The organism is Streptosporangium oxazolinicum (assembly GCF_039537505.1).
Classification (GTDB): Bacteria; Actinomycetota; Actinomycetes; order Streptosporangiales; family Streptosporangiaceae; genus Streptosporangium; species Streptosporangium oxazolinicum.
On sequence record NZ_BAABAQ010000012.1, the window covers coordinates 145,611 to 157,620 of the forward strand.

General features: G+C 69.2%; 11 protein-coding genes. 7 read left to right on the forward strand and 4 right to left on the reverse strand.

What is annotated here, in order from left to right:
* Position 1: 1 nt before the first annotated feature.
* Complete coding sequence (locus ABD817_RS28695; protein WP_344921314.1) at positions 2 to 130, reverse strand: hypothetical protein; 129 nt, start codon at positions 128 to 130, stop codon at positions 2 to 4.
* A 12-nt stretch (positions 131 to 142) separates the two neighbouring features.
* Positions 143 to 904: a succinate dehydrogenase cytochrome b subunit gene (locus ABD817_RS28700; protein ID WP_344921315.1), complete on the reverse strand. Its 762-nt coding sequence runs from the start codon at positions 902 to 904 to the stop codon at positions 143 to 145.
* A 348-nt stretch (positions 905 to 1,252) separates the two neighbouring features.
* Between ABD817_RS28700 and ABD817_RS28705 the strand changes: the two genes are divergently transcribed.
* The 7 genes from ABD817_RS28705 to ABD817_RS28735 all read left to right on the forward strand — a co-directional run bounded on the left by ABD817_RS28705 (position 1,253) and on the right by ABD817_RS28735 (position 9,571).
* A complete protein-coding gene (locus ABD817_RS28705; protein WP_344921316.1) occupies positions 1,253 to 2,191 on the forward strand; it encodes a LysR family transcriptional regulator in 939 nt (312 codons plus the stop codon).
* A gap of 232 nt (positions 2,192 to 2,423) precedes the next feature.
* On the forward strand, positions 2,424 to 3,578 hold the full coding sequence (locus tag ABD817_RS28710; protein ID WP_344921317.1) for a PP2C family protein-serine/threonine phosphatase: 1,155 nt from the start codon (positions 2,424 to 2,426) through the stop codon (positions 3,576 to 3,578).
* Entirely contained in the window at positions 3,575 to 5,329 is a 1,755-nt protein-coding gene (locus ABD817_RS28715; protein WP_344921318.1) for a sensor histidine kinase, read from the forward strand. The genes ABD817_RS28710 and ABD817_RS28715 overlap by 4 nt, the downstream gene beginning before the upstream one ends.
* Positions 5,322 to 5,771, forward strand: a complete 450-nt coding sequence (locus tag ABD817_RS28720) for a response regulator (RefSeq protein ID WP_344921319.1) — start codon at positions 5,322 to 5,324, stop codon at positions 5,769 to 5,771. The genes ABD817_RS28715 and ABD817_RS28720 overlap by 8 nt, the downstream gene beginning before the upstream one ends.
* A gap of 333 nt (positions 5,772 to 6,104) precedes the next feature.
* Positions 6,105 to 6,890 (forward strand): hypothetical protein, encoded by a 786-nt coding sequence (locus tag ABD817_RS28725; RefSeq protein WP_344921320.1) that lies wholly within the window; start codon positions 6,105 to 6,107, stop codon positions 6,888 to 6,890.
* Positions 6,891 to 6,899: 9 nt separating this feature from the next.
* Positions 6,900 to 8,807: a fumarate reductase/succinate dehydrogenase flavoprotein subunit gene (locus tag ABD817_RS28730; protein ID WP_344921321.1), complete on the forward strand. Its 1,908-nt coding sequence runs from the start codon at positions 6,900 to 6,902 to the stop codon at positions 8,805 to 8,807.
* A gap of 2 nt (positions 8,808 to 8,809) precedes the next feature.
* Positions 8,810 to 9,571 carry a succinate dehydrogenase/fumarate reductase iron-sulfur subunit gene (locus ABD817_RS28735; protein ID WP_344921322.1) on the forward strand — a complete coding sequence of 254 codons (762 nt, stop codon included), beginning with the start codon at positions 8,810 to 8,812 and terminating at the stop codon, positions 9,569 to 9,571.
* A 144-nt stretch (positions 9,572 to 9,715) separates the two neighbouring features.
* Here the strand turns inward: ABD817_RS28735 and ABD817_RS28740 are convergent, their stop codons facing one another.
* Entirely contained in the window at positions 9,716 to 10,156 is a 441-nt protein-coding gene (locus ABD817_RS28740; protein ID WP_344921323.1) for a MarR family winged helix-turn-helix transcriptional regulator, read from the reverse strand.
* Between the two features lie 312 nt (positions 10,157 to 10,468).
* Positions 10,469 to 11,929 (reverse strand): chromosomal replication initiator protein DnaA, encoded by a 1,461-nt coding sequence (locus ABD817_RS28745; protein WP_344921324.1) that lies wholly within the window; start codon positions 11,927 to 11,929, stop codon positions 10,469 to 10,471.
* Positions 11,930 to 12,010: the final 81 nt, after the last annotated feature.

Here is a 12,010-nt window from a genome sequence, read left to right on the forward strand (position 1 = left end):
CTCACCGCTCCTCGCTCACCACGCGGAAGATCCGCTTCTCGCCCGCCGTACGGGAAGACCACTCCGCCGTACAGGAGGTCCGCTCCGCCGTACGGGAAATCCGCTCCTCGTACGTCACCGCGCTCGTCACGCCAAGCCCCGCTCACTTGATCACTCCGATCGCGACCGCGACCGGGACCGCGAGGAAGCCGACGACCAGCAGGGCCGACAGCCCCGTGGCGGCGGCCCTCAGCGGACGGTAGACGCGACGGCTCGCCAGGCCGAGCGTCTGGAAGGCGCTCCACAGGCCGTGGCGCAGGTGCAGGCCGACCATGACGACCGCGAGCACGTAGAACAGGGTGACCCACCAGCGGGACGGCGCGAAGCCCTCGACCAGTCGCTCGTACGGGGTGGAGCCGGAACCCGCCGGGTTGACCGCGCCGAACGTCAGGTCGAGCAGGTGGTAGACCACGAACAGCACGATGACGACGCCGCCGTAGCGCATGGTGTGGACCGCGTAGCCGCCCGCCTGGGACTTGCGCCTGGCCGCGTACCTGACCGGACGGGCCTTGCGTGCCCGCCGGGCCAGGGAGATCGCCGCCCACATGTGCAGCCCGACCGCGACGACCAGCCCGATCTCGACGACGGTCAGCAGGACGCGGTGCGGGAGGATCGGCTCGCCCATGGTCCGCAGGAAGGCCGCGTAGGAGTTGAAGGACTCCGCGCCGAAGAAGCTCTTGAGATTCCCGGCCATGTGGCCGATCAGGAAGAGCACCATCACGGCACCCGTGACGGCCATCACGGCCTTCTTGCCGTTGGAGGAGCTCAGGAAGCCGCCCCGCCTGGGCCGCGTCGGCTTCGCGGGGGCGTCCGCCGGGGGTTTCACCGGCGCGGTGGCGGATCCGCGCTCAATCGTGGCAGTCACGCCTGTCACGCTAAGTAGGAGGATTTACCGGCGTCCAAGTCATCGTGGATGTGGTTTCCATAGCCTGTGGCTATTAGCTGTGCGTTCCTGCCGCTTCCCGGAACGCGCCGCCCGCGCGGTGCGAGCAATCTCACAGCTCCCCGGGCCGATCTCCCATCGTCTCCCACGTCACCACCGGTCCCGGATCCGGGACCGGAAGGTCCGTGCGTTATACGTCATACGTCCGCGCGTTCAGAGTTCCAGACGCCCAAACGGCTTCAGCCGCGTTCGCCCGTGCGGGGACCCGTACGCCCGCGAACACGCACGCCGATGAAGCCGGGCGCCGAGGACCCCCTACCCTTGGGAAACGTGCAGCTCCAGCAACTCGCCTACTTCGTGGCGGTCGCCGAGGCCCGGCACTTCACCCAGGCCGCCGAGGGGATGCGCGTCGCCCAGCCCTCGCTGAGCAAGCAGATCAAGGCCCTGGAGGCCGAGCTCGGCGCGCCGCTGTTCAGCCGCGCCCGGGGGAACGTCACGCTGACCCCGGCGGGCGAGGCGCTGCTGCCGCTGGCCCGCAGGATGCTGGCCGACGCCGAGACCGCCAGGAGCGAGGTCGGCGAGCTGGCGGGCCTGCGCCGCGGCCGGGTCCGGCTGGGCGCGACCCCCTCGCTCTGCGCCGGGCTGCTCGCCGACGCGCTGGCCAGGTTCCACCACGCCTACCCCGGCATCGAGCTGTTCGTGGAGGAGGGCGGCTCCCGCGACCTGGTCCGTACCCTCGCCCGTGGCCAGCTCGACCTGGCGCTGATCATCATGCCGTTGCACAACGACGACCCGGCCCTCGTCACCGAGGAGATCCTGCGGGAGAACCTCGTCGTCGTCTCCCCCTCGAACGATCACACCCGCAGGCCGTACGTGCGCATCGAGGAGCTGCGGCGGCGGCCGATGGTGATGTTCAGGCGCGGGTACGACCTGCGGGAGGCCACGCTCAGCGCTTGCAGGCAGGCGGGGTTCGAGCCCAGGTTCGCGGTGGAGGGCGGCGAGATGGACGCCGTGCTGCGCTTCGTGGAGGCCGGGCTGGGGATCGCGCTGGTTCCCTCGATGGTGCTGGACGGCCGCCCCGGACTGACGGGGACGCCGCTGGCGCCTCCCGGGCTGCGCCGTACCGTGGCCATCGCGCACCGCAAGGACGTCGAGCCCACCCGCGCCGCCCAGGCGTTCCGCGCGACCCTGCTCCTCTTCCTCACCGAGGCCGCCCGCGACGGCAGCCTCCCCCAGGGGCTCGACCTGATCACCATCACCGAGAGATGACTCCCATCCGGCGGGCCCGCTCCGGAAACCGCCACGGCGGCCAGCGGCGCGGGCGGCCGTCTGCGGGACGGCCGGGGGGGCACCTGGCGGGGACTGTGGCGCGTTCCCGACGTGCGGCGGGCACGATATCGGCCACGTGGATCAAGGGGACTGATCAACACCCTCTAAGTCCCGGTGTCACACTATTCTACGTAGCGTCGACAGGTTTTCCCGATCCAACGAAGAGGCGTCAGTGACCGCCCCCGCCAATGAAACGCTCACGCTTCTCCTCATCGAGGACGATGCGGGCGACGCCTTCCTCGTGGAGGAGCTGCTCAGCGAGGCGGACAACCCACCCAAGATCATTTGGGTGCGTAGCCTGGCCGAGAGCCGGGAGCGTCTCACCGAGGACGTGCGGTGCGTGCTCGTCGACCTCTCCCTGCCCGACGCGAGCGGCCTCGAGGCACTGGAGCAGGTGCTGTCGATGGCGCCGCACGCCGCCGTGCTCGTGCTGACCGGTCTGAACGACACCCACGTCGGCGTGGAGGCCGTCGCCGCCGGCGCCCAGGACTTCCTGGTCAAGCAGGACGTGGAGGCCCGCCTGCTGGCGCGGGCGATCCGCTACTCGATAGAGCGCAAGCGCGCCGACCTGGCCCAGCGCAAGCTGGTCGAGGCCGAGCTGCTCACCAAGGAGAACTCCCGCCTCGAACGCGGGCTGCTGCCGGTCCCGCTGCTCACCCCGGGGGTCCTCGACCACCAGGCCCGCTACCTGCCGGGACGCAGGCGTGCCCTGCTCGCCGGTGACTTCTGGGACACCGTGCAGAGCCCTGACGGCGCCGTCCACGTGGTGGTCGGCGACGTGTGCGGGCACGGCCCCGACGAGGCCGCGCTGGGGGTCGCGCTCAGGATCGCCTGGCGGACCCTGGTCCTGGCCGGGCACACCGGCAACGAGCTGCTCGGCACCCTGGAGGCGGTGCTCCGCCTGGAGCGCAAGTCCGCGGAGATCTTCACCACCCTGTGCATCGTCACGATCGACCCCACGCTCAGCACGGCGCGGATGCACGTGGTCGGCCACCCGCCGCCGCTGCTGATCCGCGACGGCGTGATCGACGTGGTGCCCGGCACCCCCTCGGGGCCCCCATTGGGGATCTTCCACGACATCCAGTGGTCGGCGATCGACGTGCCACTCGGCGACGACTGGTCGCTGCTGCTCTACACCGACGGCCTGATCGAGGCCACCGTGGGCGGCGGCCCCGACCTGCTCGGCACCGAGGGCCTCCTCAGGCTCGTCCAGGAGCAGGGCGGGATCGAGCTCGACCGCCTCATCGAACGCGTCATCGAGCTGAACCGCGACGCGCTCAGCGACGACCTCGCGACCGTGCTCATCTCCCGGAACGGAACACGATGACCGGCCGTTCCGACCGTTCGCGGCCACAGCCCCTGCCCGCGTTCACCCCCTCGACGGGGTTCGGGAACCTTCCGGTGGGCCGCTGGTTCACGTTCGCCGGGGTGGGCATCGCGCTGGTCTTCATGATCTCGGCCGCCGTCACGATCAAGTCGATCGAGGAGACGCGAGAGGCCAGGGAGACACTGGTCAACGTCGTCGACCCGGCGGCGCTGCGCCTCCTGGAGATCTCCAACGCGATGACCTCGCAGGAGAGCTCGGTGCGGGCGTACGGCAGGACCAACGAGGACGTCTCGCTGCGGGACTACCGGAACGCGATCACCGCGGAGAGGACCTCGCTGGACACGCTCACCTCGCTGCTTCCCCGGATACCGGAACGGCAGGTGGTCAGTGCCGAGGTGGCCGGGCTGAGGGCCGCGGGGGACGCCTGGCGGCGCGACTACGCGGAGAAGGTCATCGCCGCCGTACCGACCCTGAAGACCGAGGCCGCCCGGCAGAACGCCGCCATCAACGCCACCCGGTTCAACGAGATCCGCCAGTCCCTCGCGGAGCTCCAGAACCACCTGAACCGGCTGCACGAGGCCGGTGTCGTACGGCTCGACCTCGGCTGGCAGGCCCTCTACGCCGCGCTCATCGGGGTGGCCCTGGCGCTGGTCGTGGCCGCGATCGCCGCGGTGCTCATCGTGCGGTACGCGGTGCTCCGCCCGCTGGCGGAGCTGAACGGACAGGTCCGCGCGGTCGCCCAGGGGGATTTCGACCACAGGCTCAGGGTCGAGCGCCCGGCCGAGCTGTCCGAGCTGTCGGGCCACGTCGACGCGATGCGCCGCCGCATCCTCGCCGAGTGGCGCCGGTCCTCGGAGACGCAGCGCAAGCTGGAGGACCAGGCGGCGGAGCTGAAGCGCTCCAACGGCGAGCTCGAACAGTTCGCCTACGTGGCCAGTCACGACCTGCAGGAGCCGCTGCGCAAGGTGGCGAGCTTCACCCAGATGCTGGAGCAGCGCTACGGCGACCAGCTCGACGAGCGCGCCAAGCAGTACATCGCCTTCTCCGTCGACGGCGCCAAGCGCATGCAGATGCTGATCAACGACCTGCTCGACTTCTCCCGGGTCGGCAGGATGGGCGGCGATCGCACCAGGATCGACACCACCGTGCCGTTCAGGGCCGCGCTGAACAACCTCGGCGCGACCATCGAGGACAGCGGGGCGACGGTCACCCACGACGAGCTGCCCGAGGTGTACGGCAACCGGGCGCAGCTGACCCAGCTCTTCCAGAATCTCATCGGCAACGCGATCAAGTTCCAGTCGCAGGACCCGCCGGTGATCCACATCGGGGCGCGGCGCGCCGGGGACATGTGGGAGTTCTCCTGCACCGACAACGGCATCGGTATCGAGAGCAAATACACTGACCGCATCTTCCTGATTTTCCAGCGCCTGCACGGGCGGGACATGTACGCGGGCACGGGCATCGGGCTGGCGCTCTGCAAGAAGATCGTCGAATACCACGGCGGCCGCATCTGGGTCGACACCGGAGACGGCGAGAACACCAAGAACACCAAGAACAGCGAAAAGACCGAAAAGCCCGGAACCGCCGCGACCGCCGAAGTCACCGAGAACGCCGGGACCGCCGAGGCTGCCGGAACCACCGAGAACCCTGAGAACGCCGCGATCACCGAGAACAGTGCGAACGTCGAGAAACCCGCCAAGTCGGGCACGACCTTCCGCTGGACCCTTCCCACAGGAGATTTTGATGAATGACCTGCGCTGGATCGACGTGCTCCTGGTCGAGGACGACCCGGGTGACGTCCTGCTGACGCGGGAGGCGTTCGAGCTCAACAAGGTCCGCAACAAGCTGCACGTGGTCAACGACGGCGAGCAGGCCATGGCCTTCCTGCGCAAGGAGGGCGACTACGCCGACATGCCCCGGCCCGACCTGATCCTGCTCGACCTCAACCTGCCCCGCAAGGACGGCCGGGAGGTGCTCCAGGACATCAAGGCCGACGAGAAGCTCCGCGGGATCCCGGTGGTCGTGCTGACCACGTCGGAGTCGGAGGAGGACATCCTGCGCAGCTACAACCTGCACGCCAACGCCTACGTCTCCAAGCCGGTCGACTTCGACCAGTTCATCAGCGTGGTCCGGCGGATCGACGACTTCTTCGTGACCGTCGTCAAGCTGCCCAACTCCAGCCAGCACTACTGAGACCCGCCGGGGGCACGATGGGGGGTGGGGTTAGGGGTTGCTCATCCGCCGCATCCGTGCCCATGACCTCCCGAGACCTCCCTGTGATCGTCCACCCCATGAGACGTCGCAGGCGAGAGGCCCTTGGCAGTCGAACGTGACAGGAATCACACCGGGTCGGTGAAATTGTGAGAGACCCCTTACACACAACCCCTAGGCTCCGTCGTAACGTATCCCCCACCAACATGCGCGCGCACGTGTGAGCCGGCGCGACGATGCCCCGGACGCGCGGCAACAACTGAAACAACCCGGATCCCTGGGCGAGCGGGATCCGCGGGAGGTGGAGAGGTCTCGATGACCCAGACAACGGCCGAGAGCCCGGCCAGAAGGCAACGTGCGCAGATCAAGGAGCGCACCCTGCGAACCGATCAGTGGTGGCGCTATCCGCTGGTCACTTTCATCATTTTCACGGCATTCCTCGTCTACGCCACGTGGGCGATCTTTGATACAAGCTACTTCGTGTCGCCGTATCACGCGCCGTTCGCGTCGCCCTGTCTGGCGACGAGTTGTCCGCCGGACGCGCGGCTGTTCGGCCTCGCCCCCTTCGGCGACTGGTACACCCTGCCTCCCGGTCTGCTGATCCTCGGCCTTCCCGCGGGGTTCCGCTTCACCTGTTACTACTACCGCAAGGCCTACTACCGGGGGTTCTGGCTCTCGCCCCCGGCCTGCGCGGTGAACGAGCCGCACAAGAAGTACTCCGGCGAGTCGCGGTTCCCGCTGATCCTGCAGAACGTCCACCGCTACTTCTTCTACGCGGCGATCGTCGTCGGCCTCATCCTGGCGTACGACGCGGTGAAGGCCCTGATCGAGAGGCCCGCCGGGCTGGGCACGTGGATCCTGATCGTCAACGCGGTCCTGATCAACCTGTACACCCTGTCGTGCCACTCCTGCCGGCACATCACGGCCGGGCGCCTGAACCACTTCTCCAAGCACCCGATCCGCTACCGGGCCTGGGGCTTCGTCTCCAAGCTCAACGCCAGGCACTCGCAGCTCGCGCTGATCTCCATGTTCTCCGTCATGGGCGCCGACCTGTACGTGCGCCTGGTCGCCAAGGGCATCATCGCCTTCTCGTTCGCATAAGGATCTCCTGTGGAAATCGAGCGTCACGAATACGACGTCGTCGTCATCGGCGCCGGCGGTGCGGGGCTGCGGGCGGCCATCGAGGCCCGCCAGCAGGGCAAGCGGACGGCGATCGTCTGCAAGTCGCTGTTCGGCAAGGCGCACACGGTCATGGCCGAGGGCGGCGCGGCCGCCGCGATGGGCAACGTCAACAGCGACGACAACTGGATGGTGCACTTCCGCGACACCATGCGCGGCGGCAAGTTCCTCAACAACTGGAGGATGGCCGAGCTGCACGCCAAGGAGGCCCCCGACCGGGTCTGGGAGCTGGAGGCGTGGGGCGCGCTGTTCGACCGCACCAAGGACGGCAAGATCAGCCAGCGCAACTTCGGCGGGCACGAGTACCCCCGGCTGGCCCACGTCGGCGACCGCACGGGCCTGGAGCTGATCCGTACCCTGCAGCAGCGGGTGGTCGCGCTCCAGCAGGAGGACGAGAAGCTCCACGGCGACGCCGAGGCGTACATCAAGGTCTTCCAGGAGTGCACGGTCACCCGCCTGCTCAAGGAGACGGATCCCGGCGGGAGCGGCGCGATCTCCGGGGCCTTCGGCTACTGGCGGGAGAACGGCAAGCTCATCCTGTTCGACGCCCCCGCGATCGTGCTCGCCACCGGCGGCATCGGCAAGTCGTACGTTGTCACGTCCAACTCGTGGGAGTACACCGGCGACGGCCACGCGCTGGCCCTGCTGGCCGGCGCGAAGCTGATCAACATGGAGTTCATCCAGTTCCATCCCACCGGGATGGTCTGGCCGCCCTCGGTCAGGGGCATCCTCGTCACCGAGTCCGTCCGCGGTGACGGCGGGGTGCTGAGAAACTCCGAGGGCAAGCGCTTCATGTTCGACTACATCCCGGACGTGTTCAAGGACAAGTACGCCACCACCGAGGAGGAGGGCGACCGCTGGTACACCGACCAGGCCAACAACCGCCGCCCTCCGGAGCTGCTCCCCCGCGACGAGGTCGCGCGGGCCATCAACTCCGAGGTGAAGGCGGGCCGCGGGTCGCCCCAGGGCGGCGTCTACCTCGACGTCTCCACCCGCCTCCCGGCCGCTGAGATCATCAAGCGGCTGCCGTCGATGCACCACCAGTTCAAGGAGCTGGCGGACGTCGACATCACCAAGGAGGCGATGCAGGTCGGCCCGACGTGCCACTACATCATGGGCGGCGTCGAGGTCGACGCCGACACCGGCGCGGCGGGCGTGCCCGGCCTGTTCGCGGCCGGTGAGGTCTCCGGCGGCATGCACGGCTCCAACCGGCTGGGCGGCAACTCGCTGTCCGACCTGCTGGTGTTCGGCCGCCGCGCGGGGGCGGGCGCGGCCTCGTACGTGGACGGCCTGGCGGCCCGGCCGAGGATCTCCGAGGAGGTCGTGGCCGAGGCGAGCGCGGAGGCGCTGGCCCCGCTGGAGCGCGCGGGCGAGAACCCGTACGAGGTCCACCACGAGCTGCAGCGGACGATGAACGAGCTGGTCGGCATCATCCGCAAGGCCGAGGAGGTCTCCGAGGCGCTGGAGGCGGTGGAGAAGCTCAAGGGGCGGGCCCAGGGCGTCGGCGCGGCCGGCAGCCGCATCTACAACCCGGGCTGGCACCTCGCCCTCGACCTGCGCAACATGCTCCTGGTCTCGGAGTGCGTGGCGAAGGCGGCCCTGCTGCGCCAGGAGAGCCGAGGCGGCCACACGCGCGACGACTTCCCCGGCATGTCGCCCGAGTGGCGGACCAAGATCCTGCTCTGTGGCCTCACCCCGGACGGCTCCGGCGTCACGGTGGAGGAGCAGGCGCAGCCTCCGATGCGGGACGACCTCATCGCGCTGTTCGACCGCGACGAGCTGAAGAAGTACATCACCGAGGAAGAGCTGGCCGCCTTTGACGCGCTGGCCAAGGAGTAACCATGAGTTACAAGGCGAAGTTCCGCGTCTGGCGGGGCGAGGGCGGCGAGGGCAAGCTCGAGGACTTCACGGTCGAGGTGAACGAGGGCGAGGTCGTCCTCGACATCATCCACAGGCTCCAGGCGACCCAGGCCCCGGACCTGGCCGTCCGCTGGAACTGCAAGGCCGGCAAGTGCGGCTCGTGCTCGATGGAGATCAACGGCAAGCCGAAGCTCGGGTGCATGACCCGGATGTCCACCTTCACCGAGGAGGAGACGATCACCGTGACGCCCATGCGGACGTTCCCGGTGATCAAGGACCTCGTCACGGACGTGTCGTTCAACTACCAGAAGGCCAGGGAGATCCCGTCCTTCACCCCTCCGGCCAACGTGAAGCCGGGCGAGTTCCGCATGCAGCAGATCGACGTCGAGCGGTCCCAGGAGTTCCGCAAGTGCATCGAGTGCTTCATGTGCAACAACGTCTGTCACGTCATCCGTGACCACGAGGAGAACAAGACCAACTTCGCCGGTCCGCGCTTCCTGATGCGGATCGCGGAGCTGGACATGCACCCGTACGACGTGGCCGACCGCAAGGACTCCGCCCAGGAGGAGCACGGTCTCGGCTACTGCAACATCACCAAGTGCTGCACCGAGGTCTGCCCCGAGCACATCAAGATCACTGACAACGCGCTGATTCCCATGAAGGAGCGCGTCGTCGACCGGAGGTACGACCCGCTGGTCTGGCTGGGCAACAAGATCTTCAAGCGTTCCAGCTCGAAGACCTGACGTTTCCCGCGTTCCACTCCCGCGTTCCACGACGGCGCCGTCCACGGGCTCTCCCGGGGCGGCGCCGCCGCGTTTCCCCCTTTTCCGTACGGGCTCCGTACGGGCTCCTGGCGGGACAGGGGCGGGGACGGGGACGGGGACGGGTCAGCCTCGCAGCAGGTGCCGGGTCTGCTTCCGCATGAGGTCGTTGGCACGGACGAAGAAGTCGTAGATGATCGTCAACTCCGCGGCGCTGTAGCTCCCGGCGAGGTCGGCGTAGGCCCGGTTGACGTCCGCCAGGATCTCCTGCAGCGCGTTGTAGGGGCCCTCGCGCACCAGCTCGACGAGAACGCGGCGCCGGTCGGCGTCGTCCCGGCCGCGGCGCACGTATCCCGCTTTCTGCAGGCGGTCCACGGCCGCGGTGATGGCGCCGCCGCGCGTCAGTCCTATCCGCGCGGAGAGGTCGTTGGGGGTGAGGGGGCCCTCCTTGTCGAGGACGGCCAGGCAGTTGAAGTCGGTGACGTTGATCCCGGCCCGGCCGGCCACGCCGACATGGAACAGGGCCAGTTGCATGGCCGTGAGGCGTCCCTGGGCGGACACGGCCATGATCATCTCTCTGTGGCCTTCCGGCTCCGTTGACACGGTGGTTCCCTCTTTCCAGTCTCTCCAAAATAGAGAGACTCCATATCAGAGAGTCTCTATTTCAGTCCAAAAAGAGTCGTTCGATCCTCGTGAAGAAGGCGTACCTACATCTTCTGCCCGAACCGGCCCGCCCCTATCGCGTCGGCGATGGAGCACTCTCGGCTCGTCCTGAGCGCGACCTCGCCGAGCGGTTCGGCACGGCGACCGAGGCGACGCTGTTTCCCTCCCGTCCACGACCCGGCCGTGGACGCCGGGGCTCGCGCCCGGACGATCGGGTCAGGTGGAGCGGCGGAAGAGGCCGCGCTTCTTCTTGCCGCCGTCCTTGGCGGTGTCCTTACCGCCGTCCTTGCCGGAGGACTGGTCGCCGTCCTTGCCGGAGGGCTGGCCGGGGAGCGGATAGACCGCCGTCGGGGTCGGCTCGGCGGGAGGCCCCTCGCCCCCGTCCGGCCGGTCGCCGGGACCGTTCTTCGGCTCGGGCCCGAAGGTCATGACCTCGCGCTCCGGCCCGCCGTCGCCCCGCGACTCCTGGAGTGCCGGGTCCTGCGAAGGGCCCTGGCCGGGGATGTCACCGGCAGCGGTGCCGGAACCGAACGTCCGGAAGTCGTCTCTCGGGCCGTCGAACCCCGTATTGCCCCGAGCGGGCTCCTGCGGGAACGGCGCCCCGGGGAACTCCGGCGCCCCCTGCGGGAGGCGCCCCTCGCGGGAGTCGGGACCGTGCTGCGAGGGGCCCTGGAACGTGGCCGCCGGGCCGTCCTGGAGCGTCGGGGCGTAGGGCGACTGCCCGGCCCGCGGGTCGTACGGGTCACCGTGACCGGCGACCGGCTGCTGCTGCTCGTAGCCGGGCGCGGGCATGTACGCCGTCGTCTGGTCGTACCCGTGGGGATGCTGCTCCGGGGTGTAACCCTCCGGGTAGACCGGGGCGTACATCTGCATGGGCACGAAGCTGATGATCGGCGCGTAGGCCGTACCGCCCTGGTAGGGGCCGGGGCCGTAACCGGGTCCGGCGCCGTAGCCGGGACCGCCGGGGTAGGCCATCGGGTCCATCGGATCGCGGCCCATCGCCCGCGGACCGGCCCGGCGGATGGCCGCGGCGTGGGCCAGGCGGCGCAGCCTGCCCTCGAAGATCAGGACCGCGAACAGCACCAGCAGCACCAGGATCAGCGCCGGGATGCCGAGCTGGCGGCTCAGCGTGGCCCCGTCGAACTCGGAACCCGCGTTGCGGATCTCGTACACGGAGGTGCCCGCGGCGCTCTCGTCGAGCGCGGCGGTGTCGGACGGCGTGGGCGTGGGCGTGACCGTGGGCAGCTGGTTGGGGTCGGGGTTGGTCGGCGGGAACTGGGGGTCGCTGTTCTCCGGCGTGCCGGTCTCGGCGGGCGGGACCACCGGGTTCGTCTGCTGGACCGGCGGCGGCGGCGCGACCGCCGTCTCCTGAGGAGGCGGGGGCGGGGCCGTGGTCTTCGTGGGCTTGGGCTTCGGCGACGCCGGGACGGTGATCGTGGTGGTCACGGTCTTCTGCGGTACGGGGCTCTCCTCGGAGCCACCGCCCTGGGGATCCTCGGTGACCGTGACGGTGACGATCGGCGTGGGCTCCTCCTCGCAGGGGCCCGCGGGATCGACGTCACAACCCTCGATCTGCGACGGCTCGACGGCCACCGTCCTGATGGCCGCGCCGGCCACGGAGGGGCCGGTGAGCGGCGCCAGGGCGAGCAGGACGGCGCCGCTGAGTCCCACGGACATCACAACGGCGGAGACAGCTGCCCTGTGCCGTGCTCGCGTCACCGGTGCCCTCCGTGCAATCAACCATGAACACGTCAAAGA

Excerpts from the sequence above, each read along its gene's own strand:
- ABD817_RS28740 (WP_344921323.1), bottom strand. The coding sequence starts at position 10,156 with ATGGCCGTGTCCGCCCAGGGACGCCTCACGGCCATGCAACTGGCCCTG.
- ABD817_RS28720 (WP_344921319.1), top strand. The coding sequence starts at position 5,322 with ATGAATGACCTGCGCTGGATCGACGTGCTCCTGGTCGAGGACGACCCG.
- ABD817_RS28715 (WP_344921318.1), top strand. The coding sequence starts at position 3,575 with ATGACCGGCCGTTCCGACCGTTCGCGGCCACAGCCCCTGCCCGCGTTC.
- ABD817_RS28745 (WP_344921324.1), bottom strand. The coding sequence starts at position 11,929 with ATGTCCGTGGGACTCAGCGGCGCCGTCCTGCTCGCCCTGGCGCCGCTC.
- ABD817_RS28735 (WP_344921322.1), top strand. The coding sequence starts at position 8,810 with ATGAGTTACAAGGCGAAGTTCCGCGTCTGGCGGGGCGAGGGCGGCGAG.
- ABD817_RS28725 (WP_344921320.1), top strand. The coding sequence starts at position 6,105 with ATGACCCAGACAACGGCCGAGAGCCCGGCCAGAAGGCAACGTGCGCAG.